Origin of the sequence: Lapillicoccus jejuensis, from assembly GCF_006715055.1 — a bacterium.
GTDB lineage: Bacteria > Actinomycetota > Actinomycetes > Actinomycetales > Dermatophilaceae > Lapillicoccus > Lapillicoccus jejuensis.
This window is the reverse complement of sequence record NZ_VFMN01000001.1, coordinates 372136-398615: the sequence shown is the minus strand read 5'-3', so window position 1 is coordinate 398615 and position 26480 is coordinate 372136. Positions and strand designations below refer to the sequence as shown.

The 26480-nt window shown below is 74.5% G+C and carries 26 protein-coding genes and 1 tRNA gene; 18 read left to right on the top strand and 9 right to left on the bottom strand.

Annotation, left to right across the window (positions count from 1 at the left end):
- Window positions 1-31 precede the first annotated feature (31 nt).
- Both FB458_RS01865 and FB458_RS01860 read left to right on the top strand, forming a co-directional pair.
- Entirely contained in the window at window positions 32-607 is a 576-nt protein-coding gene (locus tag FB458_RS01865; protein WP_141846260.1) for an HhH-GPD-type base excision DNA repair protein, read from the top strand.
- A 2-nt stretch (window positions 608-609) separates the two neighbouring features.
- Window positions 610-792, top strand: coding sequence for a hypothetical protein (locus FB458_RS01860; RefSeq protein WP_141846258.1), 183 nt, complete (start codon window positions 610-612; stop codon window positions 790-792).
- A gap of 19 nt (window positions 793-811) precedes the next feature.
- Here the strand turns inward: FB458_RS01860 and FB458_RS01855 are convergent, their stop codons facing one another.
- The 3 genes from FB458_RS01855 to FB458_RS01845 form a co-directional block, all read right to left on the bottom strand.
- Window positions 812-2137, bottom strand: coding sequence for an ABC1 kinase family protein (locus tag FB458_RS01855; RefSeq protein ID WP_141846257.1), 1326 nt, complete (start codon window positions 2135-2137; stop codon window positions 812-814).
- Entirely contained in the window at window positions 2134-3144 is a 1011-nt protein-coding gene (locus tag FB458_RS01850; protein ID WP_141846255.1) for a hypothetical protein, read from the bottom strand. Before FB458_RS01850 ends, FB458_RS01855 begins: the two co-directional genes overlap by 4 nt.
- 237 nt (window positions 3145-3381) lie before the next feature.
- Entirely contained in the window at window positions 3382-3567 is a 186-nt protein-coding gene (locus tag FB458_RS01845; RefSeq protein WP_141846253.1) for a DUF5679 domain-containing protein, read from the bottom strand.
- 153 nt (window positions 3568-3720) lie between these two features.
- Between FB458_RS01845 and FB458_RS01840 the strand changes: the two genes are divergently transcribed.
- Window positions 3721-4329 (top strand): YgjP-like metallopeptidase domain-containing protein, encoded by a 609-nt coding sequence (locus tag FB458_RS01840; protein WP_141846251.1) that lies wholly within the window; start codon window positions 3721-3723, stop codon window positions 4327-4329.
- A 6-nt stretch (window positions 4330-4335) separates the two neighbouring features.
- On the opposite strand, the gene FB458_RS01835 is transcribed toward FB458_RS01840, so the two are convergent.
- On the bottom strand, window positions 4336-4944 hold the full coding sequence (locus FB458_RS01835; protein WP_246061020.1) for an NUDIX hydrolase: 609 nt from the start codon (window positions 4942-4944) through the stop codon (window positions 4336-4338).
- Window positions 4941-6719, bottom strand: coding sequence for a zinc-dependent metalloprotease (locus FB458_RS01830; protein ID WP_246061019.1), 1779 nt, complete (start codon window positions 6717-6719; stop codon window positions 4941-4943). Before FB458_RS01830 ends, FB458_RS01835 begins: the two co-directional genes overlap by 4 nt.
- A 174-nt stretch (window positions 6720-6893) precedes the next feature.
- On the opposite strand from FB458_RS01830, the gene FB458_RS01825 reads away from it, so the two are divergent.
- On the top strand, window positions 6894-7325 hold the full coding sequence (locus FB458_RS01825) for a molybdenum cofactor biosynthesis protein MoaE (RefSeq protein WP_211355901.1): 432 nt from the start codon (window positions 6894-6896) through the stop codon (window positions 7323-7325).
- Window positions 7322-8470 (top strand): YlbL family protein, encoded by a 1149-nt coding sequence (locus tag FB458_RS01820; RefSeq protein WP_246061018.1) that lies wholly within the window; start codon window positions 7322-7324, stop codon window positions 8468-8470. Before FB458_RS01825 ends, FB458_RS01820 begins: the two co-directional genes overlap by 4 nt.
- Before the next feature lie 24 nt (window positions 8471-8494).
- Here the strand turns inward: FB458_RS01820 and FB458_RS01815 are convergent, their stop codons facing one another.
- Window positions 8495-9061, bottom strand: a complete 567-nt coding sequence (locus FB458_RS01815) for a PPA1309 family protein (protein ID WP_141846247.1) — start codon at window positions 9059-9061, stop codon at window positions 8495-8497.
- A gap of 264 nt (window positions 9062-9325) precedes the next feature.
- Between FB458_RS01815 and FB458_RS01810 the strand changes: the two genes are divergently transcribed.
- The 4 genes from FB458_RS01810 (at window position 9326) to FB458_RS01795 (ending at window position 14392) form a co-directional block, all read left to right on the top strand.
- Window positions 9326-12301, top strand: coding sequence for a UPF0182 family membrane protein (locus FB458_RS01810; protein WP_246061017.1), 2976 nt, complete (start codon window positions 9326-9328; stop codon window positions 12299-12301).
- Window positions 12302-12349: 48 nt separating this feature from the next.
- A tRNA-Met gene (locus FB458_RS01805) sits at window positions 12350-12423 on the top strand.
- A gap of 96 nt (window positions 12424-12519) precedes the next feature.
- Window positions 12520-13770: an MFS transporter gene (locus tag FB458_RS01800; RefSeq protein ID WP_141846245.1), complete on the top strand. Its 1251-nt coding sequence runs from the start codon at window positions 12520-12522 to the stop codon at window positions 13768-13770.
- 46 nt (window positions 13771-13816) lie between these two features.
- Entirely contained in the window at window positions 13817-14392 is a 576-nt protein-coding gene (locus FB458_RS01795) for a hypothetical protein (protein ID WP_141846243.1), read from the top strand.
- 6 nt (window positions 14393-14398) lie between these two features.
- On the opposite strand, the gene FB458_RS01790 is transcribed toward FB458_RS01795, so the two are convergent.
- The gene (locus FB458_RS01790) at window positions 14399-16198 is read right to left on the bottom strand and encodes a M15 family metallopeptidase (protein ID WP_141846241.1); all 1800 of its coding nucleotides are present in this window, start codon (window positions 16196-16198) and stop codon (window positions 14399-14401) included.
- A gap of 197 nt (window positions 16199-16395) precedes the next feature.
- Between FB458_RS01790 and FB458_RS01785 the strand changes: the two genes are divergently transcribed.
- The 5 genes from FB458_RS01785 to FB458_RS01770 all read left to right on the top strand — a co-directional run bounded on the left by FB458_RS01785 (window position 16396) and on the right by FB458_RS01770 (window position 19913).
- On the top strand, window positions 16396-17469 hold the full coding sequence (locus FB458_RS01785) for an alpha/beta fold hydrolase (RefSeq protein ID WP_141846239.1): 1074 nt from the start codon (window positions 16396-16398) through the stop codon (window positions 17467-17469).
- Between the two features lie 9 nt (window positions 17470-17478).
- Window positions 17479-17955, top strand: coding sequence for a DUF2975 domain-containing protein (locus tag FB458_RS01780; protein ID WP_141846238.1), 477 nt, complete (start codon window positions 17479-17481; stop codon window positions 17953-17955).
- Between the two features lie 124 nt (window positions 17956-18079).
- Window positions 18080-18802, top strand: coding sequence for a nitroreductase family protein (locus FB458_RS01775; RefSeq protein WP_246061016.1), 723 nt, complete (start codon window positions 18080-18082; stop codon window positions 18800-18802).
- A gap of 151 nt (window positions 18803-18953) precedes the next feature.
- Window positions 18954-19112 (top strand): hypothetical protein, encoded by a 159-nt coding sequence (locus FB458_RS21185; RefSeq protein WP_170185539.1) that lies wholly within the window; start codon window positions 18954-18956, stop codon window positions 19110-19112.
- Between the two features lie 3 nt (window positions 19113-19115).
- Window positions 19116-19913 carry an alpha/beta hydrolase gene (locus FB458_RS01770; protein ID WP_141846237.1) on the top strand — a complete coding sequence of 266 codons (798 nt, stop codon included), beginning with the start codon at window positions 19116-19118 and terminating at the stop codon, window positions 19911-19913.
- Window positions 19914-19932: 19 nt separating this feature from the next.
- On the opposite strand, the gene FB458_RS01765 is transcribed toward FB458_RS01770, so the two are convergent.
- A complete protein-coding gene (locus FB458_RS01765) occupies window positions 19933-20550 on the bottom strand; it encodes a DUF1989 domain-containing protein (protein ID WP_141846235.1) in 618 nt (205 codons plus the stop codon).
- Window positions 20547-21245, bottom strand: coding sequence for a guanitoxin biosynthesis heme-dependent pre-guanitoxin N-hydroxylase GntA (gene gntA, locus FB458_RS01760; protein ID WP_211355900.1), 699 nt, complete (start codon window positions 21243-21245; stop codon window positions 20547-20549). Before gntA ends, FB458_RS01765 begins: the two co-directional genes overlap by 4 nt.
- 187 nt (window positions 21246-21432) lie before the next feature.
- On the opposite strand from gntA, the gene FB458_RS01755 reads away from it, so the two are divergent.
- The 4 genes from FB458_RS01755 to FB458_RS01740 all read left to right on the top strand — a co-directional run bounded on the left by FB458_RS01755 (window position 21433) and on the right by FB458_RS01740 (window position 26461).
- Window positions 21433-21780 carry a hypothetical protein gene (locus FB458_RS01755; protein WP_141846233.1) on the top strand — a complete coding sequence of 116 codons (348 nt, stop codon included), beginning with the start codon at window positions 21433-21435 and terminating at the stop codon, window positions 21778-21780.
- Between the two features lie 73 nt (window positions 21781-21853).
- Complete coding sequence (locus tag FB458_RS01750) at window positions 21854-23581, top strand: DUF2142 domain-containing protein (RefSeq protein ID WP_141846231.1); 1728 nt, start codon at window positions 21854-21856, stop codon at window positions 23579-23581.
- 108 nt (window positions 23582-23689) lie between these two features.
- Window positions 23690-24982, top strand: a complete 1293-nt coding sequence (locus FB458_RS01745; RefSeq protein ID WP_141846229.1) for a hypothetical protein — start codon at window positions 23690-23692, stop codon at window positions 24980-24982.
- Window positions 24983-25078: 96 nt separating this feature from the next.
- Window positions 25079-26461: an NAD(P)/FAD-dependent oxidoreductase gene (locus FB458_RS01740; RefSeq protein WP_141846227.1), complete on the top strand. Its 1383-nt coding sequence runs from the start codon at window positions 25079-25081 to the stop codon at window positions 26459-26461.
- Window positions 26462-26480 lie beyond the last annotated feature (19 nt).

Below are 26480 nucleotides of genomic sequence, written 5' to 3'. Positions count from 1 at the left end.
CCGGCCGGTCGGGTCGGCCTAGGCTGGCGCCATGAAGGCGTCGCTCACCATCGCGCAGGACCCGGCCGCCGACGAGGTCCTCGGGACCGACCCGTTCGGCCTGCTCGTCGGGATGCTGCTGGACCAGCAGTTCCCGATGGAGCGGGCCTTCGCCGGGCCGGCGAAGGTGCTCGAGCGCTTCGGCACCCTCGACCCGGGCCGCATCGCCGCCGCGGAACCGGACGCGTTCGCCGACCTCTGCGCGACCCCGCCGGCCATCCACCGCTACGGCCGCTCGATGGCGGCCCGGATCCAGGCCGTCGCCGCCGTCGTCCGCGACGAGTACGACGGTGACGCCGAGCGGATCTGGACCGGGGTCGGCTCCGGCCGTGAGCTCGTCGCCCGCGTCAAGGCGCTGCCCGGCTTCGGCGACCAGAAGGCGCGGATCTTCGTCGCGCTGCTGGCCAAGCAGCTCGGCGTGCGGCCCGACGGGTGGGAGGCGGCGACGACGCCGTACGGCGAGACGGGGTCGTTCCGCTCGGTCGCCGACGTCGTCGACGGGGAGTCGCTGGAGAAGGTGCGGGCCTTCAAGAAGGAGGCCAAGGCGGCGGCGAAGGCGAAGGCCTGAGCGTGGCCGACCAGGCCCTCACGTGCGGGGTGTGCGGGCGGACCGTCGTGGGCGACGACGTCGCGGGTGCCCGGCTGACCTGGGTGCGCAGCGTGGAGAACGGACGGGCCGTGTGGACCTGCGACACGTGCAGCCGCACCCACCTGCGCAGCATCGAGGGAAAGCTCGACAGCGCCTGGTGGTGAGGCCCCTCCTCGCGGGCCGTCAGCTCCCGACGGGCGGGAGCTCGGCCTCGACGAGGTGGCGCGAGACGATCGCGCGGGCCTCGACCTCCCCGCCGAGCTGGCACAGCACGGCGATGCCGCCGATCCACACACGGTGGATGAGCAGGTAGTCCGGCGGGAGGTTGAGCTTCATCCCGACCGTGTAGTTGGGCTTGCGCGGGTCGTTGATGTGGCTGAAGACGTCGCGGATCCACGGCCGGGTGAAGCGGAACCGGTCGGTGCGCAGCGGGTCGACGAAGGGCTGGAGGTACTCCAGCAGCCGGTCGGGGTCGAGGTCGACCGACGGGCGGACGAAGCCGATGTCGCGCAGCCCGTCGAGGGTGCCCTGCGCGTCGCCGGCGAGCGCCCACATGAGGAACCGGCCCATCTCCGGCGGGAGGCCGCCCGGCAGGCGGTTGACGGCGCCGAAGTCGATGACGCCCAGCCGCCCGTCGGGGGTGATCCGGAAGTTGCCGGGGTGCGGGTCGGCGTGCAGCAGCCCCACCCGGTCCGGGCCCTCGAGGAGGAAGTCCATGTAGAGCGCGGCGGCGTGGTCGCGCTGCTTCTTCGTCCCCTTGTCGATGATGCGCGAGAGCGGGGTGCCCTCGAGCCACTCGCTGACGATGACGTGCTCGCTGTGCTTGATCACCTTGGGCAGCGCGAACCGCTCGTCGCCGTCGAAGCCCTTGGCGAACTTGGCCTGGGCCTTGGCCTCGAGGTCGTAGTCGAGCTCCTCGGTCATCCGGCTCTTCAGCTCGTCGAGGAGCGGGCCGATCTCGATGCCCGGCACCCACACCGTCGCCACCCGGGCGACCCGGGAGATCTGGTTGAGGTCGGACAGCAGCGCCTTGCCGGCGCCGGGGTACTGGATCTTCACCGCGACCTCGCGGCCGTCGCGCCAGACGCCCTTGTGCACCTGGCCGATCGAGGCGGCGGCGACCGGGGTGTCGCCGAACTCGGTGAAGCTGCGCCGCCAGCGGGGGCCGAGCTCGGCGGCCAGCACCTCGTGGACGGTCGCGGCGGGCAGCGGGGGAGCGGAGTCCTGCAGCTTGGTCAGCATGGCGCGGTACGGCGCCGCGAACTCCTCCGGCAGCGCCGACTCGAACACCGACAGGGCCTGGCCGAACTTCATCGCCCCGCCCTTGAGCTCACCGAGCACCTTGAACAGCTGCTCGGCGGTGCGGGCCTGCAGCTCGGCGGCGACGACCTCGGCGGGTCTGCCCCCGATCCGCTTGCCCAGACCCCACGCGGCCCGGCCGGCGATCCCGGCGGGCAGGGTCGCCAGCTTGGCGGCCCTCGTCACGGCGTTGCGGGGGAGGTCACTCACGCCTCCATTGTCCCTCGGCCGGCCGCGGTTCGCGGGTGTGGGGTGGCGCACGTGGGCGCCGCGACCCGCTCGCCGTGGTGCGAGCGGTCCTCATGGTGCGGGCAGTCCGGGTGGCGGGGCCAGCGCCGGTGGTCGAGCCGTGGCCAGGGCAGCGTGGCCTCGACCGACACCCCCGCCGGGGGCGGGCGCCCCTCGAGGTGACACCGCACGAGCAGGGCCACCACGGCGGCCGCGAGCGCGGTGAGGGTCTGGTCGGTGTCGTCGGGCTCCGGCGGCGGGGTGAGCGACCGCCCCGCCCGCGGGGCGTCCACGCCGTCGTCGGCCTGGGCGACGAGGGCCGGCCAGCCCCCGTCGAGGTCGGTGCGCACGAGGTCGAGGCAGTGCAGGCAGGGGCCGGCCGGGTCGAGCACGAGCGGGCCGACGAGCACCCGGCGCCGCTCGAGGGTGACGGGCAGCACCGCGATCCCGCGCCGCCGCCACGGGTCGCCCCACCGGGCGGGCACGAGGTGCTGGGCGGCGAGGACGACGAGGTCGGGGCGGGCCGCTCCCGTGGCCGGTGGAGCCGGGGGAGCGGGGGGACCGAGGCGGTGGTCGAGGTCGTCGACGGCCTCGTGGCCGAGGTCGACGCGACCGACCCCCGCCGTGCGCAGCAGGCTCGCCGTCTGCCACGGCAGGCTGCCGGACCCGCCGACGACGACCCACCGGTCTCCGAGGCCGGACGGCCCTCGACCGGCCGCACCCCGCTCGCCCGGTCCGACGAGGTCGTGGGCCCGGAGCACCTCGACGAGCAGCCCGAGCCGGCGTCGGGGGATGCCGACGGTGCGGGCCGTGCCGGCCAGGGCGGCGGCGTCGAGCCGGCCCGCCTGCAGCGTCTGCGGAGTGGTGAGCGCGATGACCTCGCGGGGCTCGAGCCCGTGCAGGACCAGGCCGTCCGCGCCGGACCAGCCGACCTGCACGACGTCCCGCCCGCGGCGCCACGCTCCGCGGGCGACCTCCTGCTCGTCCACCGTCGCCTCCTCCGCCGACCCGCGCTCCGCCACCCGGGCCCGTCCCAGCGAGGCTGTCACAGGGCGTCGACCGCGCACGCGGCCATCCACAGCCCCGCACGGGGAGCGGCGAGCGGCGGGGGGCTGGGGACGCAGGACGGGCGGGACCCCGAGGGGTCCCGCCCGTCGTGTGGCACGCGTCGGTGCCGGGCGCGGCGCGACCGCCCGCCGTGGGGTGGTGCGCCGGGCGCCGGGGAGTCAGCTCTTGCCGAGGATGCGGTTGAGGTTGGTCCCGCACACCGGGCACTGGCCCTTGGCCATGCGGCGGCCGTTCTCGCTGACGACGACCTTCCCCTCGGCCTGTCGCTTCTCCTTGCACTTCACGCAGTAGAACTCGCCCGAGTAGGTCTCACCCGTCTCGGTGGCAGTCTTCTGGTCAGCCATGGGGTTGTCTCCTTGTCCATCTGCGTCCGGCTGCGCCGCAAGGGGCGGCGCAGGACTCGCTCAACCCTAGACCAGCAGGGGGGACGGACCGCACATCGGCGCGCGGCGGCGCGCGTCCCCGCCCGGGCGGACGGGGCGTCGTACCCTCGAGGAATGGTCGAGGCGCGACGCAGCGGACTCGAGGACCACGGCGCGCACGAGGCCGTCGAGGTCCGTCGCAGCCGACGGCGGCGGCGCACCGTCAGCGCCTACCGCGAGGGCGGTCGGACCGTCGTGCTCATCCCCGCCGGCTTCAGCCCGGCGCAGGAGCGGCAGTGGGTCGACGCCATGCTCGTGCGCCTCGCCGACGGCGACCGCCGTCGTCGCCCGAGCGACACCCAGCTGGCCGCCCGCGCTGCCGACCTGTCCACCCGCTACCTCGGCGGTCTGGCGCGGCCGACGTCGGTGCGCTGGGTCGCGAACCAGACCACCCGCTGGGGCTCGTGCACCCCGGCCGACGGCACGATCCGGATCAGCGACCGGGTCAAGGGGATGCCGGGCTACGTCCTGGACTACGTGCTCCTGCACGAGCTCGCGCACCTGCTGCACCCCGGCCACGACCGCGCCTTCTGGCGGCTCATCGAGGGCTACCCGCGGCTCGAGCGGGCCCGCGGCTACCTCGAGGGGGTGTCGGCCACCGCCGGCCTCGACCTCGACGACACCGCGGACACCCCGGAGGACGTCGTGCCGGACGACGCCGCCGACGACGCGATCGCCCTCTAGCGTCACCTACCGTCCACGCGCCGGGTCCGCGGCGAGCGCGGCCCGGGCCAGGTCGACCGGGGCACGCAGCTCGGCCGCGGTGCCGGGCGGCAGGTCGTCGACCGGCCACCACCGCACGTCGTGCGACTCCGCGCTGACGACCGGCCGGGCGCCGGCGGGGGCCACGGCGGCGTAGCGCACGTCGAGGTGCTCGGCGCAGCGGCCGAACGCGCCGACGAGCCGGTGCCGGTCGAGCTGGACGGGGGCGAGGGTGACCCGCAGGCCCTCGATGCCGCCCTCCTCGCGCGCCTCGCGCTCGGCGGCGGCGCGCAGCGACCGGTCGAGCGGCTCGACGTGGCCGCCGAGCTGGTACCACTGCCTCGCCTTGCGGTGGTGCGTGAGCAGGACGTGGGCGAGGTCGGCGTCGAGGACGACGCAACTCGCGGTCAGGTGCGCGGGCGGGCCGGCCTTGGCCACCCCGTCGGGGTGCCGGGCCAGGTGGTCGAGGAAGTCCCGGCGCAGCAGCTCCTGGGGCCCGCGCGCCGCCGCCGGTGGCTCCCAGGCGGTGAGGACGCGCACCGCGTCCGCGTGCAGGACGCCGTACGGCGTGCCGGGGGGAGCGCCGTCGTCGGTCACCCGCGCCCGCTGTCGGAGCCGTTTCCCGAGCCGCCCTCCGAGCCGCCCTCCGAGCCGCCCTCGGAGCCGCCCTCGGACTCGCGCAGGAGCTGCTCGAGCGCCTCGTCCATCTCGTCGCGCTGCTGCGCGGCGCCGCGGCCCTGGCGCTTCTCGACGTACCCCAGCGGGTCGTCGAGGTCGGCGGCGGTCGGGGCGATGTCCGGGTGCGACCAGGCGCCGTCGCGCAGGCCGAGGCCACCGGCGTCCTCCAGTGCGGCCCACAGGTTGCGGGCGTCGCGCAGCCGCCGCGGGCGCAGCTCCAGGCCGACCATCCCGGCGAACGCCTTCTGCGCCGGGCCACCGGCGCGGCGGCGTCGTACGGCCTCGCCGAGGGCGGCGGCCTGCGGGAGGTGACCGGCGACGGCCTGGTCGGTGACGAGGTCGACCCAGCCCTCCACGAGGGCGAGCGAGGTCTCGAGGCGGGCCAGCGCGGCCTGCTGCTGCGGGGTCGGGGTGGGGGAGAAGAGCCGGTCGCGCAGCTTGTCCTGCAGCTCGGCGAAGCCCTGCATCCCCTGCTGCGGCTCCATCCCGCGGATCTCCTCCTCGATCGCGTCGGTGTCGATGCGGATCGCGGAGGCGTAGTCGCGCACGGCGGCCTCGAGCTGCGGCCCGAGCCACGGGACCTCGGCGAACAGCCGGGCGCGGGCGGCCTCGCGAACGGCGAGGTAGAGCCGCACCTCGCCGCGGTCTATGCCGAGGCCCTCGGTGAAGGCGTCGACGTTGGCCGGCAGCAGCGCGACGTCCTCGGAGCGCACGAGCGGCAGGCCGACCTCGGTGCCGGACAGGACGTCGTCGGCGAGCGCGCCGACCCCGTGGCCGAGCTGCGCGGAGAACATCGTGCCCGCCATCTGCTCCATCGCCGGGGCGACCTGGCCCATGAGGGCGTCCAGGTCGAGGTTCTGCAGCCCGCCCAGGCCCTGCAGGCCCTCGAGACCGGGCAGCCCGGCCAGCCCCTCGGGGGAGTCGCCGAGCTGCTCGCCGAGCTTGCCCAGCTGCTCCTGGAGCGCGGCGGTGACCGCGCGGGTGACGCCGGCCGAGACCGGCTCGACGAGCTCGGTCCACGTCGGCATCGTCGCCTCGACCCACTGGGCGCGGCTCCACGCCACCCCCTGGCCGGTCGGCGCGTCGAACGCGGTCATCGGGTCGACCCACAGGTGGGCCACCTGGACCGCCTCGGACACCTCGCGGCGCTGCGCGTCGGTGACGGCGGCGTCGCTGCCGGCCGCGGCGACGGTCTTGCGGGCCACGTCGGTCGCCATCGCCGCCCGTGACTCGCTGGTCTGCGGGGTGAACATCTGCTGGAGCTGCTGCTGGAGCACGGCGAAGGCGCCCATCGGCGCCTGCCCGGGTGCGGGCGGGGTGACGCCGAGCTGGCGCATCATCGCCTCGAGCTGGCCGAGGTCGGGCATCCCGCCGGCGCCGCCGAGCCGGCGCATCATCGCCTCGAGCTGCGCCATGTCGGGCATCGGGCCGGAGCCGCCGAGGGCGCCGAGGAGCGCCGACAGGTCGGGCAGCCCGTCCTCCTCGTCCTGGGCGGGGTCGCGGCGGGCGGGGGGCGGCGCCCCCGGGCTCGAGAAGCCCATGGGGGCGCGGGCGCCGTACGGCGGCTCGTGGGGGGTGTCGCGGGGGGTGTCGCTCGGGGTGTCGTGCGGGGTGTCCTCGGGGGCGTCGGGCGCGGCGTCCTGCGGGGTGTCGTCCTCGGGGCGCTCGTCCGGGTCGTCGGTCGTCGGTGCCATGGTGTCGCTCTCCTCGCGCCGGCACGCCCGGCTCGGGCGTGCGCTCTCCCGGTCAACCGAACCACGTCGCGGCGAGTTCCCGCGACCCACCCCGTGCGCGCACGCGAGGGGCGGGCGACAATGTCTGCGCGGGGCGCCCGGAGGCACCCCGGTCCCGACCCGATGGAGCAGCCCATGACCGACCCCGGCCAGGTCGTCCTCGCCGAGGTGCGCGACACGCCGCTCTCGGTCGACGAGCTGCTCGCCGCGGTGCGCGACCGCCGGGCGGGGGCGACGTGCCTGTTCGTCGGTCACGTGCGCGACCACGACCACGGCGAGCCCGTCGAGGTCCTCGACTACGAGGTGCACCCGAGCGCCGCGCAGGTCGCGACCGACCTCGCGGCACGGATGGCGGCCGACGGCCGGGTGCTGCGGATCGCGGTCGTGCACCGCTACGGACACCTCGAGGTCGGCGACCTCGCCGTCGTCGCCGCCGTGAGCGCGGCGCACCGGGCCGAGGCGTTCGAGGTGTGCCGGGCGCTGGTCGACGAGTTCAAGGCGACGGTGCCGATCTGGAAGCACCAGACCTTCACCGACGGGTCCGACGAGTGGGTGGGGCTGCCGTGACGACGTCGACGACGCCCCCGCCGCCGGTCCCGCCGGGCGAGCCGGTGTCGCCGTACGACGACCCGGCCGGGGCGCCGCCGCCGACCCCCAAGGCCTCCCGCGGAGCGGTGGCGCTGCTCGTGGCGGTCTTCATCGGGCTGCTCGTCGGTGCCGCCGCCAACCTCGTGCACCTGCCGTACGCCGTCATGTCGCCGGGGCCGGCGACCAACGTCCTCGGGGCGACCGGCGGCGGGGAGGACGGCAAGGCGCGGCTCATCACCGTGGCGGGCCGCCAGACCTACGCCGACGGGGGAGCGCTCGACTTCACCACCGTCCGGGTTCAGGGCGGGCCCGGCTACCCCGTCTCGGTCTGGGACGTCGTCCAGGCCTGGCTCAGCCCGACCCAGGACGTGTACCCGGTCGACGCGATCTTCCCGCCCTCGCAGTCCCAGCAGGACGTCACCGCCGAGAACCAGGCGGAGATGACCGGCTCCCAGGAGATCGCCACCGCGGTCGCCCTGCGTCACCTCGGCATCACCGTGCCGGAGCAGGTGACCGTCGGACGGGTCGCGAAGGACGCGCCGTCCGGCGACGCCCTGCAGGTCGGCGACGTCGTCACGAGCGTCGGCGGGGTCAAGGTGACGAGCACCGACGCCCTGCGGGCGGCCATCCAGAAGGCGAAGCCGGGCGCCGTGCTCGCCGTCGGCGTCACCCGCGGCGGGACGCCGACCACCGTCCAGGCGCGGACCGGCGCCAGCGACGGCCGCACCGTCCTCGGCATCAACCTCGGCGTCACGTACGACTTCCCGTTCAAGGTCACCATCGACGCCGGCGACGTCGGCGGGCCCTCGGCGGGCCTGATGTTCTCGCTCGGGCTCTACGACCTGCTCACGCCCGGCTCGCTGACCGGGGGGCAGAAGGTCGCCGGCACCGGCACCATCGCGGCCGACGGCACCGTGGGACCCATCGGCGGGATCCGGCAGAAGATGGCCGGCGCCCGGGAGGCCGGCGCGACGTGGTTCCTCGCGCCGAAGGACAACTGCTCGGAGGTCGTCGGCCACGTCCCCGACGGCATGACCGCCGTCAAGGTCGACACCTTCGACGACGCCGAGGCCGCCGTCACGGCGATCGGGGAGAACGAGGTGGCGTCGCTGCCGCACTGCTGAGGCGCGTACGGAGCGCCGTACGGGCTAGGCGTCGAAGGTCGCCCGCAGGGCGGCGACGAGGCCGGGCGCGAGGTCCGGGCCGGTCGCGACCTGGTCGTCGGCGTCGTGGGCGCGCTGGCGCAGCAGGCAGATCGAGCGGCCGTCGCGGGTGACGGCGACGAGCAGCCGCACGTCGCGCCGGTCGGGGTGGGCGGCGAGGCGCTCGACCGCGGCGTCGGGGTCGCGGGGCAGGTCGCGCTCGGCGTCCGGCGGGACGACCATCCGCTCGACGGCGAACGCGCAGCCGGTGACGCCCTCGGGCCAGGCGATGCGGCCGAGGACGGACTCGAGGTCGGCCGAGCGGGGCAGGTTCTCCTGCTCGACGGCCGACAGCGCCCCGTCGGTGAGGTCGGCGGCGGAGAGCGTCGCGCGCAGCTGCGGCTCGTGGGCGACGAGCTCGGCGGTGGGGACGAGCGCGAAGAGCCGAGGCGGCTGGTCCCAGCCGCTGCGGGCGACGTGGCGCTCGGTGTCGAGAGCGGCGATGGCGAGGGGGTCGGTCGTCGGCTCGGAGGGCCGGGAGGGCTGGTCGCTCACGGGGCCATCCTCGCCCATCCCGGCGACCGCGCCCGTCCCGGCGGTGGGCCGGGGGGAACCCGTGTCAGCGCCCGTCCGTATATTGAGGGCCCCCGCGGGACGTCGCAGCCTCACGGCTGCCACCACCGGTGCCGGGGCCGGACCAGGGACAGACGGCGGAGAAGGTCGAGCGTGAGCGAACGAGGGTGGCTGGGCGACGAGGGCGACGGCCCGGCGGAGCCGCGAGGTCCGAGGGGTCCGCGCGGTGCCGCGGGTCCGCGGGAGCGCCGGCGGGGTCCGCTCGTGCCGACCGTGCTGGCCCTGCTGGCCCTGATCGTCGCCGCGACGATCGCGGCGCAGGTGTGGACCGAGGTGCTCTGGTACGACTCGGTCGGCTTCCGGTCGGTCTTCACGACCCAGCTGGGGGCCAAGCTGCTGCTCGGCCTCGTCACCGGCGTGCTCACCGCGGCGCTGGTCGCCTCGAGCCTCGTCATCGCGTACCGGTCGCGGCCGATCTACGTGCCGAACCCGGAGACCGACGCGCTCGAGCGCTACCGCGAAGCCATCGAGCCGCTGCGCCGCGTCGCGACGTGGGCGGTGCCCGCGGTCATCGGTCTGCTGACGGGGCTCGGCGCCTCCTCGCAGTGGCAGACGTGGCTGCTGTGGCTCAACCGGCAGTCGTTCGGCACCAAGGACCCGCAGTTCGGTCTCGACATCGGCTTCTTCGTCTTCACCCTGCCGTGGCTGGAGGTCGTGGTCGGCCTCCTGACGACGGCGCTGGTCATCGCGCTGGTCGTCGCGGCGTTCACCCACTACGTCTTCGGGGCGCTGCACTTCACCCCGGGCAACCGGTCGACGACGCACGCGGCGCGCGTGCACCTGTCGGTCCTCGTCGCGGTGATCATCCTGCTCCGCGCGGCGACGTACTGGCTCGACCGCTACGACCTGACGACGAAGACCAGCGACCTCATGACGGGCATCCAGTACACCGAGGCCACCGCGGTCATCCCGACCAAGATCATCCTCACCATCGCCTCGATCATCGTCGCGCTGCTCTTCCTCACGACGATCTGGCTGCGCTCGTGGCGGATCCCGCTGATCGGGCTGGTCGGGCTCGTCGTCGTGGCCATCGTCGCCGGGGGCGTCGTCCCGGCGCTCATCCAGTCGCTCAAGGTCAAGCCGAGCGAGCTGTCGCTGGAGACGCCGTACCTCAAGAACAACATCGCGGCGACACGGGCCGCCTTCGGGGTCGCCGGCGTCCAGGACCAGACCTACTCGGCGACGGCGACCGCCACCCAGGGCCAGCTGCGCGGTGACGCCGCCTCGGTGCCGGGGATCCGGCTCATCGACCCCAACGTCGTCTCGCCGACCTACCAGCAGCTGCAGGCGGGCCGGAACTTCTACCGGTTCCCCGACATCCTCGACGTCGACCGCTACCCGATCGACAAGCAGACCCAGGACACCGTCATCGGGGCCCGCGAGATGGACCTCGACGGCATCGCGGCCGGCCAGCGCAACTGGATCAACGACCACACCGTCTACACGCACGGGTACGGCGTCGTCGCGGCGTACGGCAACCGCAAGGACGCCGACGGCCGCCCGGTCTTCTTCGAGAGCTCGGTGCCGGTCTCCAAGGACAGCAAGCTCGGCGAGTACGAGCCGCGCATCTACTTCGGCGAGCAGAGCACGACGTACGCCGTCGCGGGGGCTCCCACGGGCGCGTCCCCGCGCGAGTTCGACTACCCGGCCGACAGCACGGGCCAGCAGCAGGTGCAGAACACCTACTCGGGCACCGGGGGCGTGGCCATCGGCTCGTCGCTGCGCCGCTTGGCCTACGCCATCACCTACCGCGAGCCGAACTTCCTGCTCTCCGACGCCGTCAACGCCGACTCCCGGCTGCTGGACCACCGCACGCCGCGCGAGCGCGTCGAGCGGGTGGCGCCCTGGTTGACCCTCGACGGCAACGCCTACCCGGCGGTCGTCGACGGGCGGATCCAGTGGATCCTCGACGGCTACACGACCACCGCGCAGTACCCGAACTCGACGCTGACCTCGATCGACGCGGCGACCTCGGACTCGATCACGACGAGCCGCACCTCGGTCCAGGCGATCGACGCGGGGCAGATCAACTACATCCGCAACTCGGTCAAGGCGACGGTCGACGCGTTCGACGGCAGCGTGCACCTCTACGCGTGGGACGAGAGCGACCCCATGCTCAAGGCGTGGTCGGGGGTCTTCCCCGGCACGGTGCAGCCGACCTCGGACATCTCGGCCGACCTCATGGCGCACCTGCGCTACCCCGAGGACCTGTTCAAGGTGCAGCGCAAGGTCCTCGCGCGCTACCACGTGACCGACCCGTCCGACTTCTTCCGCAGCAACGACCTGTGGACGGTGCCCGCCGACCCGACGCAGGAGAGCCGGACGACCGACCAGCCGCCGTACTACCTGAGCATCGCCATGCCGGGCACGACCGCGGCGGACTTCTCGCTGACGACGACGTTCAAGCCCTACGGCTCGCGGGAGAACCTGTCCGGGTTCCTCGCCGTCGACTCGAACGCGGGGAGTCAGGAGGGCAAGAAGGCCTCCGGCTACGGCACGCTGCGGCTGCTGCAGCTGCCCTCCGACGGGGTCCGGGGCCCGGGACAGGTGCAGAACGACCTCAACTCGTCCCCGATCACCAGTCCGGACGGTCAGCGACTCGCGCTGTCGACCTACCTCAACCAGCAGCGCTCCGGCGGGTCGTCGGTGGTGTTCGGCAACCTGCTGACCCTGCCCGTCGCCAAGGGCGTGCTCAACGTCGAGCCGATCTACGTCCAGGGCGTCAGCAACACCTCCTACCCCCTGCTGCGCGCCGTCGTCGTGACGTTCGGCGACAAGCTGGCCTGGGCCGGCTCGCTCGACGGGGCGCTCGACGCGCTCTTCGGCGGGGACTCCGGGGCGAGCTCCGGTGACACCACCGGCAGCACCGGTAGCACCGGGTCGGGGGGCTCCGGGTCGGGCAGCACCGGCGGCAGCGGCAGCACGGGTGGCGGCTCGGCGTCGAACAACCCGGCGCTGAAGCAGGCGCTGGCCGAGGCGCAGACGGCGATCACGCAGGCCGACGAGGCGCTCAAGGCGGGTGACTTCACGGCCTACGGCAAGGCGCAGGACGCCCTCAAGGCGGCCATCGCCAGGGCCGTCGCCGCGGAGCCGTCCGGCTCGGCGACGCTCACGCCCGGTGGCACCTCGACCACCGCCCCGACCGGGACGGCGACCTCGAGCGGGACCCCCACCGGCTGAGGCGATTTGGACCCCGGCGTCGTCTCGTCTAAGGTTGAGGCATACCGACGCGGGGTGGAGCAGCTCGGTAGCTCGCCGGGCTCATAACCCGGAGGTCGCAGGTTCAAATCCTGCCCCCGCTACGCAGGAACCGCTCGGTTCACGAAGGCCCGGACTCATCGAGTCCGGGCCTTCGTCGTGCGGCGGAGGTCGATGGGCGCCGTGTGTAGCGTGCGGTCGTGAGCGCACCGTCCGAGTCCATTGCCGGAGAGTCGGGGATTGCACCAGGAGCACTCACCCGGTGGCGCAACGCGGAGCTGGTCGCCTTCGCCCTCGGGGGCGTCGTCGTGGCCGCCTTCGGTTCCCGGCTCCCGAGCATCCAGTCCTCGCTCGACGTCTCCAAGGCCGTCCTCGGCGCGGCCATCACCGGGGTCACGCTCGGTGCCCTGGCCGGGCTCAGCGCCGCGGCCTGGATCCACGCGCGCTTCGGTGCGCGACGGGGTGTCGGGGCCTCCCTCGTCGTCTCGGCGCTCGGGCTGGGCGTCATCGGGATGAGCGCCGATCTGGCGCGCTCCGTGGTCGGGGTGACCACGGGGCTCGTCCTCGTCGGGCTCGGCACCGGGACGCTCGACGTCCTCATCAACGTCGAGGGGGCAGCGCTCGAGAGGGCTGCCGGCCGTACGCTGATGCCGTTGCTGCACGCGGCCTGGTCGGGCGGCGCGGTGATCGGCGGGGCGCTCGGCGCGCTGTCCGCGGCGGTCGGGCTCGCCGCCCACCTGCAGTTCGCGCTGGAGGGCGCCGCCGTCGTCGGCGCGGCGGTCTACGTGGTCCGCGGGCTGCCGGCGGTGGCGGTCGAGGTGGACGCTCGCCCCGCCGAGATCGGGTCCCGCCGTGACCGGTTCCTCGCGTGGTGCCGCACCTGGTCCAGCGTCCGGCTGCTGCTCATCGGCCTGGTCATGCTCGGGGCCGAGTTCGGTGAGGGCTCGGCGAACAGCTGGCTCACCCTCGCGGCGAGGGCGGAGCACCACCACAGCGACGCCGTCGCGGCGTCGTACTTCGTGCTCTTCGCGGTGGGGGAGATGAGCGCGCGCCTCCTGGGCAGCTCGCTGGTCGACCGTTTCGGCCGGGTCGCCGTCGTGCGCGTGACCGCGAGCGCGGGGGTGGTCGGGATGGTCGTCTTCATCACCACCGACGCCTGGTGGCTGACCGCCGTCGGGACCGTGCTGTGGGCGATCGGGGTGTCGATGGGGTTCCCGCTGGGCATGTCCGCCGCCGCCGAGAGCGGGCCGAACAGCGCCGCCCGGGTCAGCGTCGTGGCCGCGATCGGCTACACCTCCAGCCTGGTCGGGCCCCCGGTCGTCGGACTGGTCGCCGACCGCGTCGGCCTCCTGGACGCGCTGTGGATCGTCGCGGCGCTGCTGGCCGTGGCCGCCGCCCTGGCTCCGGCCGTCCGGGCACGGGTCGGGGCGATCGCCCCCTCATCCCCTTGACCGGCTCGTCGCGCGCGCGGCCGGACCGTCGTGGTTGCATGGGGCGATGAGGCAGCCCCGGGGACTCGTCAGCCGCTGCGGCCGCGCCGGATCCGGGTGCGTCGTGGCTCTCGGGGTGACGGTCGCCCTCGCCGGGTGCACCACGTCGTCGCCGTCCGCCTCGTCGTCATCCGCTCCGACGTCGTCGACGACGGCGACGGCGTCCTCAGCGCCGACGAGCACGAGCGGCACCCCCACGACGTCCCCCACGTCCGGCACGAGCACTCCCGCGCCGACCTTCTTCACGCCGCCGGCCACCGGCGGCTACAGCCTCAGCGGAGCCGTCACGGTGGAGCAGGCCAGGCAGGACCCGTTCTCCAACCTGCTGCTGCGCGGGGCGCTGCACCAGGAGCCCGTCACCCTCGACGTGATCGCTGCGCCCGACTCACCCGTGACCGCCGGGCGGCCGTCGGAGATCCTCCTGGGCACGTGCCGGTGCGCCACGAGGGGTCAGGGCCTGCGGGTGACCGTCTCGGACGGCGCCGCGGTGCGCGACGCGGGTGGCGGGAAGGTCGCCATCGTCGGACGGTTCACCGTCACGCGCACGGCGCAGGACGCGGTGACCCTGCGCCCCGCGGCCTGAGCCGCCTCAGCCGACGAACTCGAAGTGCTGGTAGTCGAGGTAGCTGCCGCCCCACTCGTAGCCGTTGGCGACGAACGCCTGCGTGGTGCGTGACCAGGAATACAGCATCCCCCAGCGCAGGTCGGCGCGGTTGACGTACTGCGTGGTGGGCCACCAGCGGCCGCCCGCGTAGTACGGGTTCTCGAGGGTGTCGATGTCGATGGCGATGCCGTAGGAGTGCGGCGAGAGCCCCGAGCCGCCCGTGACCTGACGGCAGTTGAAGCCCGAGGTGTTGTCCGCCGCCATCGCCGCGGGGTCGCTGCCGCCGTAGTAGTCGACGCGCCACATCGACCGGATGGGCTGCCGCTCGGCGAGCGCCGAGCCGAAGATCGACTCGACCCGGGGCGCGAGGTCCGACCGCACGATGATCTCGCCGCGGTGCACCTGGTTGTCGAAGCCCCAGAAGTTGAGCCGGATGAGGGTGAGGGACTCCGGGCCGACCGGGCAGCCCGGCCGCCACGTCGCCCACACGTCACGGGCGGTGACCGGCGAGCGCACGGGGTCGAGGACCGCCTGGACGCCGGCCAGCAGCGAGCCCCCGACGAAGTCCTGCCGGACGCCGCCGTAGTAGCTGCGCGGGGCGCCGGTGGGGAAGCCGTACCAGCTGAGGGGGCCGCTCTGCGCGGTGTACTGGGTCTTGATCGCGCCCGTGGTCTCCCATGCCCCCGTCGCGGGGCTCCACCAGATCACCCCGGCCGAGAACCACTGCCACCGCCCGGCGGCGATGACGGCGTTCGCGCGGGTGGGGAAGCCCAGCTTCCAGGGGCCGCTGAGGGCGAGGTACCGGGCGTTGGTCGCGCCGGTCGTCTCCCACGCGCCGGTCGCGGCGCTGGCCCAGATGTTGCCCCCGGTGAACCACTGCCAGGTCCCACCGGCGATCGGCTGCGCCGCGGACCGCGGGAAGCCCAGCGCCCACGGGCCGCTCAGCGCGAGGTAGCGCGCGTTGGTGGTGCCCTTCGTCTCCCACGCCCCGGTCGTCGCGCTGGCCCAGATGTTGCCGCCGGTGAACCACTGCCAGGTCCCGCCGGCGATCGGCTGCACGGAGGATTTCGGGAACCCGAGGGCCCACGGGCCGCTGATGGCCAGGTACCGCGCGTTGGTCGCGCCGGTCGTCTCCCACGCGCCGGTCGCGGCGCTGGCCCAGATGGTGCCGCCGGTGAACCACTGCCACGTCCCGCCGGCGATCGGCTGCGCCGCGGACCTCGGGAAGCCGAGCGTCCCGGCGGCCCCGCCCAGCGCCAGGTAGCGCGCGGCCGTCGTGCCCAGGGTCTCCCACGCCCCCGTGGCCGCGCTCCACCAGATGCGGCCGTTGGCGTACTGCTGGTACTGCCCGGCGCCGACCTCCACCCCCGTGCCGACCTTGGCGCCCAGGACCCCGGCCGCCCCGCCGAGGGCCTGCCACCGGGCCTCGATCGGGGCGTCGCCGGCGTCGGTGGGGGCGCCCTGCTTCGCCGGCGTGGTGGTCGTGGTGGTCGTGGTGGTCGTGGTCGCGGGGGTCGTGGTGCCCGCCGACGGTGTCGACGACGTCGACGTCGAGGAGGACGTCGCGGGTGTCGTCCGGGGTGTCCGGGGTGTCCGAGTCGTCGTCGAGGGGGCAGGGGTGCTGGTGGACGACGGCACCGGGGTGGTCGACGCCGCAGGGGCCGTCGCGCCGGTCGCGCCGGTGGGTGTCCCGGTGGACCCGTCGTCGGCCTGCGCTCCCGTGGCCCCCAGCGCGAGCAGCACGCTCGCCGACAGGGACGCCGCGGCCGCCGTCCTCCACGTCATCGTCACGATCTGTCCCCCGTCGTCTCACCCGTGTGGCTAGGTCACCGTACGGGCATCGACGCCCGAGTGCGCGTCGGGCGCACCGGCGCGGGGCGGGCTCGTGACTGCCCACCCGGGCAGGTGCGGGCGTCGTCGGCGCCGTCCTAGCCTGCTCACGGGTCCGGACCGCCGCGGCCCACCGTGACGAGGAGGTCACCGTGCCGATCGACAACCCGTTCTACTCCGCGCAGGCGCAGGGGGACTACGCGCTGCTCTCGATCGGTCGGTTCGAGCTCGAGGAGGGCGGGGTCATCGAGGACCTGCAGCTCGCCGTGGCGACGTACGGCGAGCTCAACGAGGCCAAGGACAACGCGATCCTCGTGCCCACCTGGTTCTCCGGCACCCACGCCACGTGGTGGCAGGTCTACATCGGCGAGGGGCACGCGCTCGACCCGAGCCGCTGGTTCATCGTCGTGGTCAACCAGATCGGGGGCGGCCTGTCGACGTCGCCGCACACGACCGACGACCCGTCGATCGCCATGTCCCGCTTCCCGAAGGTGCGCATCGGCGACGACGTCCGGGCGCAGGAGCAGCTGCTGCGGGAGGTCTTCGGGATCGAGCGGCTGGCCCTCGTCGTCGGCGGGTCGATGGGCGCCCAGCAGACCTGGGAGTGGGCGGTCCGCTTCCCCGACAAGGTGCTGCGGGCCGCGCCGATCGCCGGCACCGCGCAGAACACGCCGCACGACACCCTCTTCACCAGGACGCTCCTCGACGCCATCACGAGCGATCCGGGGTGGAACGGCGGCGAGTACACGTCGCACACGCAGGTCCGCGACGGACTGGCCCGTCACGCCGACATCTGGGCGGTGATGGGCCTGACGACCGACTTCTGGAAGACCGAGTTCTGGCGGGGCATCCCCCCGCTCGACCCGGCGCTCTCCTTCTCCACCTACGAGGAGTTCCAGCAGAACTTCATCCGGTTCCTCTTCTGCTCGATGGACCCCGACGCCCTGCTCTGCATGGGCTGGAAGTGGCAGCGGGGCGACGTGGCGCGCCTCGCCGACGGCGACCTCGCGGCCGCGCTCGGCCGGATCACCGCCCGGGTCGTCGTCCTGCCCATCGAACAGGACATGTTCTTCCCGCCGCGCGACTGCGAGGCCGAGGCCGCCCTCACCCCGGGTGCGACGGTGACGCGGCTGCACAGCATCGCCGGCCACTTCGGCCTGTTCGGCTTCGAGGCGTCGTACGTCGCCGAGGTCGACGCCGCCCTCGGGGCGCTGCTCGACGCGTAACCTCCCAGGATGCGGCTCCTCGGCACTGCGCTGCGCGTCCTCGTCCTGCTCCTCGCGGCCGGCGGCGCCCTGGCGTACGGCGTTCTGTACGTCGTCAGCGAGGACCTCGCCGCGACCTACCCCGCCCAGGCTCACCTGAGGCTGCCGTTCTTCCTCGCCGCCCTGGGGGCCGGGGTGCCGGTGGCCGTCGCGCTCGTCGCCCTGCGGCGGTTCGCGACGCTGGCCGCCCGGCGAGCGGCATCCTCCGCCGAGACGCTCGCGCTGCTCACGATGCTGCGCGACACCTTCGCGGTGCTGGCGGTCTACCTCCTCGCCGCCTTCGTGGCCGTCTCGGTCGCGCTGGCCCCCGAACAGAGCCCCACCGTCTTCCTCGCGTGGTCCGGGGTCGAGGTGCCGGCGGTCTTGCTGGCGGTCCTCGCGGCCCTGGTCCGTCGGCTGGTCGACGACGGGGCTCGCCGACGACATGGAACCCCGCTGCCGGTGTGACAGGACGGAGAACACCAGGTCACCTCACGAGAGGTTCGTTCGCCTGATGACGCGTAGAGCGTGACGCGTGTTGGGAACGAACTTTTCTCCTGTCGGACAAGGCATCTCCACGTCCTGCTACGACATGCCCACCCGTGTCTGGCGGGTCCACGGGACGACGCTGCACGTCGCCGCCGACGACGGCCCCCACTGGTGGCAGGTCGACCCGAACTGGGCGGACGAGACCAGCTGGAACACGCGCCAGTCCGCAGGTGCCCTGACGGCGCACCCCGCTCGACCCGAGGGCGACCCGGCTCCGGCGCCGCTGGGGTGCACGGGAGGACCATGCCCCATGGAGACCTGGGATGCGGTGCGGGCCCGACGCGACGTCCGCGAGTTCCGTGACACCCCGCTGCACGACGCCGACCTCGAGCGCGTCCTGGAGGCCGGTCGCCGCGCGCCGTCCGCGGGCAACCTGCAGCCGTGGGACTTCGTCCTCGTCCGGGACCGCGACCGGCTCCGCGCGCTCTCGACGGTCCGGCAGGGGGCCGGGCACGTCGCGGGCGCCCAGGCCGCCGTGGCGCTCGTCGCGCTGGTGCCGGCCGACGACGAGCAGCGCTCGATCCTGGCGTTCGATCTCGGCCAGGCCACCATGCTCATGGCCCTGGTGGCGGCAGACCTCGGCATCGGAACCGCGCACTCCGCCGCCCAGGACCAGGCCGCGGCCCAGGAGGTCCTGGGCTTCCCCGACGGCCGGTTCCTCGCGTTCATGCTGTCGCTGGGTCACCCCGCCGGACGGCCTCTGGCGGTCATCACGCGCCCCGACCGCCGCGCCTACGCCGACGTGGTGCACCTCGAACGCTGGTGACGACGCCCGTCGCCGGTGACGAAACGGGCCAACGGGACGGGTTCCGTTCGCGCGGAGCGGAAGCGGTCACGACCGACCCGCCGCGGCCCTAGGCTCCTCGCGGCGATGGGGGGCCGGAGGGGTCCGTCCGCGCTCGAGGCGAGAGGTCCCGATGACGCGACGGTGGAGGATCACGGCGCTCGTGGTCCTGCTCGCCCTGACGCTGCTCGGCTACTGGCTGCTCGTGCTGGTCTACGGCACGCACGCGGTCACGGCCTCCGGCGGTGACGGCGAGGCCCTGCGCGGGCTGTTCGCACCGGCTCAGGACTGACCCGTGGCCACCGCCCCCCGGCCCACCCGGCGCGCCGTCCTCACCGGGTCGGCGGGCGCGGCGCTGCTCGCCGGCGGAGCCGCGGTGGCCCTGCGGGCCAGGGGTACGGCCGCCGTCGAGACCCGCACCTTCCGCTCGTCGGCGGTGCGGGACGACGTCACCTGGGCGGTCAGCCGGCCGTCCGCGCCGGGGACGGCGCGCCCGCCGGTCCTGCTCGCGCTGCATGGCAAGGGCGGGAACCACACCGACGCCTTCGACGCGCTCGACCTGCCCGGCGCGCGCGGCGACCTCCCGGTGGCCGTCGTCTCCGTCGACGGGGGAGGGACCTACTTCCACCACCGCCGCGACGGGGTCGACGCCGGGACCATGGTCGCGACCGAGCTGCTGCCGCGGCTCGCCGACGCCGGCCTCGATCCCTCGCGGCTCGCCCTGCTCGGCTGGTCCATGGGCGGGTACGGCGCCCTGCTGCTGGCCGCGACGCTGCTGCGAGGCCGGGTGCGGGCCGTCGCGACGATGAGCGCCGCCCTGTGGACGGCCCCCGGCGACAGCGCGCCCGGCGCCTTCGACGACGCCGAGGACTTCCGGGCGCACGACGTCTTCGCCCTGCGACCGGTGCTGGCCCGCGTCCCCCTGCTCGTCGCGTGCGGTGACAGCGACCCGTTCGTCAGGGCCGACCACGCCTTCGTCGACGGCTCCACCCCGCCGCCGGCCTCGCGCTTCACGCCCGGCGGTCACACGACGGCGTACTGGCGCGCCACCGCCCCGACCGCGGTGCGGTTCCTCACCCCGCACCTGGCGTGACGCCGTACGGCGACCCGCCTCAGCCGCCCGCCGGGGTGACCCGGTAGTCGATCGGCTTGCACACCCCGTTGTTCGACTTCTCCGCCGAGCACGCCGTGAGGCCGACGACGAGGTCGGCCTCGGCGCGCAGCACGAGCCGGTCGCCGGCGACCGACGTCGGCGGGTCGATGTGCAGCGTTCCGTCGCGCTCGGTCCAGACGTTCATGAAGACGTTGAGCGTCGTCGAGATCGTGTCCGGCGGGACGTCGTACCCCGCCATGGCACCGGCGAGGTTGGCGAAGCAGCTCGGGTGCTCCGCCCCGTCCAGGTCGGGGTAGAGCAGGTCGAAGGTCTGCTGCGAGCACGGCGTCAGGAGGAGGTCGTGGTGACCGCAGGTGTCCTCCTCGACGACCGCCATGACCCGGCTGCGGTTGCTGTAGAGCAGGCTGCCCGTCGTCACCGTGGTCGAGTTCGCGTAGTCGATGGTGCGGCCGGAGGAGAACCACTCGCGGCGGTCGTCGGCCATGACGGCGAAGACGTCGGCGACCTGCTCACCCGTCGGGTCGACGACGGTGAGCCGGGCCCCGCGCGGCAGCAGGAACGCCGTCCCGGTCTGCGGGGCGAGCCGGCGGAAGCCGTCGGCGGGTGCGTCGGTCATGCGGAGGTCCTTCCGTCGATGTCCAGGGGCGGTACCCACTCCGGGCCGTGGAACCGCCCCGAGTACTGGTGCACCTCGCTCGAGTCGCCGTGGTCGGCGACCATCGGGTTGACGCTGCCCTGCAGGCTCTCGTCCCGGGCGCGGATCCGCGAGCGCATCCCCTCGAACCGGCCGTCGCGACGCAGCTGCTCGAACTGCTCGTGCGGGTTGAGCACGACGGTCGGCAGCGGGGCGCGGCGGGCCACGCGCGACGCCGCCGGGTGCAGCCCGACGACGAAGTACGCCGCCCCGCCCACGCTGAAGGCGAAGTGCGGGTCGGCCGGGTCCGACCCCACGCCGGGGGCCCAGGGTGCCTCGTCGTTGTCGTGCAGTCGCTGCAGCAGCGTGAAGAGCGAGCGCTCGAACGCGGCCTCGTCGGTGTGCACCGGGCCGCGGAAGGTGGCCATGAAGCTGTGGAAGCCGGGGGTGGGCACGACCTCGCGCTCGAAGGCGGCGAGCTGCCGCGTGAGCACCGGGACGACCGCCGGGTCGTCGAGGTCGTCGAGGACGACGTGCCGCAGACCCTCGCGGCGGAACACCGAGCGGGCGCCCAGGCACGGGTAGTCCGGGTGCAGCACCATCTCCTCGAGGGTCGCCCGGACCTCTGCGTCGGGCGCCTCGGCCAGTCCCGACCGCGCCCAGTCGCGTTGCCGCACAGGCAGATCCGCCACCTCGGGCGAACAGGATGGACTGGGGTGGGTGGTGCTCACGGGGCTCCTTCGGACGGCGGGCGAGGCGGTGGACTACCCGGTCGAGGGCCGGTCAGTCCCGCGGACCCCCGGGGACGGACGAGACGCGCGTCACCTCACGAGCCGCTGGCCGTCACCCAGCTCACGAGCGCTGGTGGTCAAGGCGCTGGCCGGCCGCTACTGGGCCACGTACCAGGACACCCCGACCTTCGGCCCGCTCGTGGGGTACACCTTCGGCCAGACCTGGGGCGAGGTGCTCACGACCGCCTGCGACGCGGGCGACCTCACCCGCGCCGGCATCCTCGCGGCCCGGGCGAAGACCAAGGTCGACACCGGGGGCGTGGCCCCGGGTGAGCTCGACGTCACCCAGCCGGGCGCACCGTCGACCCGCAGCGTCTTCCTCATGAAGCCGGCCAAGGTCGAGGGCGGTCTCGAGCTGGTGGAGCAGGAGGCCTACACCTCGCCGGAGGCGGCGGACGACAAGACGCCGTTCCAGAAGTAGCTCCAGCAGCAGCCACGACGCCGCCTGGGCGACCGCGCCCGCGTCGCACAGGCAGCGTCGCCATACTGGAGAGGTGCCGCGCCGTCCCCGAGACCGAGGCCGGCGCCCCGGCCCCGTGGCGGCGGTCACCGGCCTGTGGGTGGCGCTCCTGCTCGGCGCGTCGCTGCTCTGGCCGCCGTTGCAGGGGTACGACGAGGCCGAGCACGTCGACATGGCCCGCGCCTACGCCGCGGCGCCCTTCGCCTTCCACGACCCGGGTGGTCTGCGGATCAGCCACGCCATGACGGTGCTCGTGGCCCGAGTCCCCGTCGACCCGGCCATCACGCCGTACTCGGGGCTCCCGCCGCGCCCGCGCGACGAGCGGGTCTCCTTCGCCCGGCTCGACGCGCTGCCCGGAGCCCCGTCGGCCAACCTCAACCAGATGGTGCAGCACCCGCCGCTGGCCTACTGGCTCGAGGCCCTCGTGCTGCGCGCCCCCGGGGTCGGGGCGTTGACCTGGGACGCCCAGGTGTGGCTGCTGCGGTTGCTCTCGGTGCTGCTCGTCGCGCCGCTGCCCGCCCTCGCAGCCGCCACGGCGCGGCGCCTCGCCGGCGCCGACCGTCACGCGGTGCCCACCTGGGTCCCCGTCGTCGCCGCGCTCGTGCCGCTCTCACTGCCCAACCTCGCCCGCGTCGGCTCGTCCGCGGGCAACGACGCCCTGCTGTTCCTGTCGACCTCGCTCGTCCTGCTCGGCGTCGCCCGGCTCGTCACCCGCGACCCCGGGACCCGGACGGGCGCGCTGGTGGGGGTCGGCCTCGCCGTCGCGCTGTGGACCAAGGGCCTCGCCCTCGTCCTGCCGCTCGTCGTCCTCGTGGCGCTGGCGTGGGCGGTGGCCGCCGACCGCGGGCCCGGCGGGTGGCGGGACGCCGTACGGCGTCGGGCCGGCACCATCGCCTGGGTGCTCGGCGGCTGCGTCGTCGGCGGCAGCTGGTGGCTGCGCAACCTGCTCCTCTTCGGCACCGTCCAGGTCGACGGCACCAACGGCGCGGGCGTGGACCCGCGCACCCCGGCGCCGCCGGGCACCGTCCTGGACTTCCTCGAGGGCTTCCGGCACCTGTTGCTCGTGCGGACCTGGGGCGGTGTCGGCCTGCCCGACCTGCCGCTGCCCTCGCCGCTCGTGCTGTGGGGCTGGCCCATCGCCGTCGGGGTCGCCCTGCTCGTCGGCTCGCTCGTGCCGGCGGCCCGTCGGGGCGGCCGGAGGCGGGTGCTCCTCGTCGCCGTCCTGCCCGTGCTCCTCGTCCTCGGGGTCGTCGCCGCCGGCTCGCTGGCCGAGTACCGCCGCTCCGGCGACACGATCACCGGCGCGCAGGGGCGCTACCTCTACGGGATGGCCGCCGCCGTCGGGGCCGGCGTGGCCGTCGCCCTGCTGCGGCTGCCGGCCCTGTTGCCCGAGCGGCTGCGCGCGCCGCGCGCCCCGCGCCGGGTGCGCGCGGGCCTGCTGGGCCTGCTCGGCGCCGTGCTCGCCACCACCGCCTCGACGTGGACGATGCTGCTGACGTCGTGGTTCGTCCCCGGCTCCGCGACCTCCCCGAAGGACCTGGTGGCCGGGTGGGGCGTCCTGCTCGACGTCTCGCCGCTGCCGCCGGTCCTCACGGCCCTGCTCGTCCTCGTCGTCCCCCTGCTCGCCGCCACCTACGCCGCCGCGGTCATCACGGCCCGCGACGAGCGCGTCGCCGGTGGCTCCCGCGAGGGCGAGCCCGGTCCGACCCCGCTGACGGCGGGCGAGCCGGAACCGGCCCCCGGTGTCGCCCCCGGCCCCTAGAGTCGCCCCGGCGCGGACGGCGCGCCGACCACGGGCACGGGAGCGGACATGGTGGGGACGGGAAGCGCGCGCACGCGACGGGCTCGGTGGGCTCGGCGGGCTGGGCGGGTGACGGGTCCGCTCCAGGCGCTCGCCGTGGTGGCGCCGCTCGCGGCCGGGCTCGCGGGAGGCGCGGCCTCCGCGGCGACCCCGGCGACCGCGGCGCCGGCCGGAGCCGTGCCGACAGCGCTGAGCGTGGTCGAGGAGAAGGTCTGCGCGGGCCGCGCCCTCGTCTTCTCCGCCACCCCGACCCTGCTCGCCACGGCGACCGGGTCGCCGGGTGACCAGGTCGCCCTGCAGTTCGAGGTGCGCTCCGGCGCCGGCGCGACGGTCGGGACGGCGCGGGTCGACACGGTCGCGGGGACCGGGTCGCGCTGGACCCCGGCGGCGCTGACCGACGGGAGCTACTCCTTCCGGGTCCGCGAGGCGAGCCTCGACGCCTCCGGAGGGCTCGGGGCGTGGGGCGCCTGGACGGGGTCCGGGCGGTTCACCGTCGACACGACGCCCCCGCCGGCCCCGACGGGGGCCGACAGCCTCGACGTCCCCCTCGGGGACTTCTTCGACCCGTACGGAGCCCCCGCCGCGACGTCCTGGTCGGCGAGCGACCCGGTCCTCGGCAGCCCCGGGTCGATCGTCGTGACGACACCGCGCGGCGTCTCCCTGGTCCAGGTCTCGTGGGACCCCTGGTTCTCGGTGATCACCGGCTGCGGGGTGGACGGACCGGGCGTCGTCCCGGTCGTCGAGGGCCGCGTCGTGCTGCCGATCCCGGCCACGCTGACGACCGGTCCGCACACGGTGTCGGTGCGCGGCGTCGACGCCGTGGGCAACACCGGCGAGGTCCTCACGCGGAGGTTCTCCCTGGCGCCGTACGTCGCCGGGTACCGGCCCGGCGCCGACCGCGTGGAGGGGGAGTCCCTCGTCGCGCGGACGCCGGCCTCGGCCCCCGCGGGGGTCCAGCGCGACGTCCGGCTCTCCGGCGGGGCCCAGCTCGAGGTCGCGACCTCCCGTCCGGGCCAGCAGGTGCGGCTCACGCTGCCCGTCGCGGCGGAGGCCGACTACGGGCTCCAGCTCGGCGCCCTCGCCGGAGACCACCGCGGGCGCGTGCAGGTGCTCGTCGACGGCGTCCTCCAGCTCGACGGGCAGGGGGACCCGCTGGTCGTCGACCTCTACGCGCCGACCCCGCAGCACGTCGAGCAGTACGCCTCGGGCGGGCTGGTGCACCTGACGGCCGGCCCGCACACCGTCGCCCTCCTGGTCACCGACCCCGACCCCGCCGCCCGCGACCGAGTGACGAACGGGGTCCACGACCACGGCGACTCCGTGGTGGTCGACTACCTGCGGCTGGTGCGCTTCCCGTCCTGACCCCCGGTACGCCCCCTACCCCCTGGCCACCGGCTGTGACGAGGTCGGGAGCACCCTGGACGGTGGAGGGGGGCGCCGACGGGGAATAGTGGTGTCATGAGCAGCGCACCCACCCAGGCCGGCGGTCGTCACCGGGTCGTCGTCGTCGGCACCGGCTTCGGCGGGCTGTTCGCCACGCGGGCACTGCGCCGCGCGGACGTCGACATCACCCTCGTCGGGAAGACGACGGCCCACCTCTTCCAGCCGCTGCTCTACCAGGTCGCGACCGGCATCCTCTCCGAGGGCGAGATCGCGCCGGCGGTCCGTGAGGTCGTCGCGAAGCAGAGGAACGTCACGACGATCCTCGGCGACGTCACCCACATCGACGTCGAGGCCCGCACGGTCAGCTCCGAGCACCTCGGGCGCACCCTCGTCACGCCGTACGACGACCTCGTCGTCGCCGCGGGCGCGGGGCAGTCCTACTTCGGGAACGACCACTTCTCGCAGTTCGCGCCGGGGATGAAGAGCATCGACGACGCCCTCGAGCTGCGCGGGCGCATCCTCGGCTGCTTCGAGCTCGCCGAGCTGGCGATGCTGCGCGGCGACAAGCACGAGGCCTCGCGGCTGCTCAGCTTCGTCGTCGTCGGCGCCGGCCCGACCGGCGTCGAGATGGCCGGCCAGATCGCCGAGCTGTCGCTGCGCACGCTGCGCCGCGACTTCCGGCACATCGACCCCTCGACCGCGCACGTCACCCTCGTCGACGGCGCGAAGCAGGTGCTGCCCGCCTTCGGCGACCGGCTCGGCGAGATCGCCCAGCGCCGGCTGGAGAAGATGGGTGTCGAGGTGATCCTCGGGAGCATGGTCACCGACGTCGACGCCACCGGCATCGAGCTCAAGGACGTCGACTCCGGCTACGTGCGCCGGGTCGAGTCCGTCTGCAAGGTGTGGGCGGCGGGCGTGCAGGCCAGCCCGCTGGGGAAGCAGCTCGCCGACCAGACCGGGGCGGACACCGACCGCTCCGGGCGCATCGCCGTGCTGCCCGACCTCACCCTGCCCGGCCACCCGGAGATCCACGTCGTCGGCGACATGATCTCGCTCGACAAGCTGCCCGGGGTGGCGCAGGTGGCCATCCAGGGAGCGCGCTTCTCGGCCAAGCAGATCCTGCGCCGCGCGGCCGGGCAGCCGACCGAGGAGCGCTTCCACTACTTCGACAAGGGGTCGATGGCGACGGTCTCGCGGTTCTCCGCGGTAGCGAGCGTCGGGAGGCTGCGCTTCGGCGGGTTCGTCGCCTGGCTGCTGTGGCTCGGGGTCCACATCGTCTACATCATCGGCTTCAAGAACCGGGTGACGACGCTCCTGCACTGGGCGGTCAGCTTCGTCGGGCGCGGCCGCGCCGAGCGGACGATCACCGAGCAGCAGGTCTTCGGTCGGCAGGCCATCCAGCAGCTGGAGTCCATGGGCCAGGACCCGGAGCGGCTCGGGGACTCGCGCCGCGCCTGACGCCGTCGGAGGCGTCGCG

Excerpts from the sequence above, each read along its gene's own strand:
- FB458_RS01790 (WP_141846241.1), bottom strand. The coding sequence starts at position 16,198 with ATGACGTGGAGGACGGCGGCCGCGGCGTCCCTGTCGGCGAGCGTGCTG.
- FB458_RS01780 (WP_141846238.1), top strand. The coding sequence starts at position 17,479 with ATGCGGCTCCTCGGCACTGCGCTGCGCGTCCTCGTCCTGCTCCTCGCG.
- FB458_RS01825 (WP_211355901.1), top strand. The coding sequence starts at position 6,894 with ATGACCGACCCCGGCCAGGTCGTCCTCGCCGAGGTGCGCGACACGCCG.
- FB458_RS21185 (WP_170185539.1), top strand. The coding sequence starts at position 18,954 with ATGACGCGACGGTGGAGGATCACGGCGCTCGTGGTCCTGCTCGCCCTG.
- FB458_RS01865 (WP_141846260.1), top strand. The coding sequence starts at position 32 with ATGAAGGCGTCGCTCACCATCGCGCAGGACCCGGCCGCCGACGAGGTC.
- FB458_RS01765 (WP_141846235.1), bottom strand. The coding sequence starts at position 20,550 with ATGACCGACGCACCCGCCGACGGCTTCCGCCGGCTCGCCCCGCAGACC.
- FB458_RS01845 (WP_141846253.1), bottom strand. The coding sequence starts at position 3,567 with ATGGCTGACCAGAAGACTGCCACCGAGACGGGTGAGACCTACTCGGGC.
- FB458_RS01795 (WP_141846243.1), top strand. The coding sequence starts at position 13,817 with ATGAGGCAGCCCCGGGGACTCGTCAGCCGCTGCGGCCGCGCCGGATCC.
- FB458_RS01775 (WP_246061016.1), top strand. The coding sequence starts at position 18,080 with ATGCCCACCCGTGTCTGGCGGGTCCACGGGACGACGCTGCACGTCGCC.
- FB458_RS01840 (WP_141846251.1), top strand. The coding sequence starts at position 3,721 with ATGGTCGAGGCGCGACGCAGCGGACTCGAGGACCACGGCGCGCACGAG.
- FB458_RS01815 (WP_141846247.1), bottom strand. The coding sequence starts at position 9,061 with ATGGGCGAGGATGGCCCCGTGAGCGACCAGCCCTCCCGGCCCTCCGAG.
- FB458_RS01740 (WP_141846227.1), top strand. The coding sequence starts at position 25,079 with ATGAGCAGCGCACCCACCCAGGCCGGCGGTCGTCACCGGGTCGTCGTC.
- FB458_RS01830 (WP_246061019.1), bottom strand. The coding sequence starts at position 6,719 with ATGGCACCGACGACCGACGACCCGGACGAGCGCCCCGAGGACGACACC.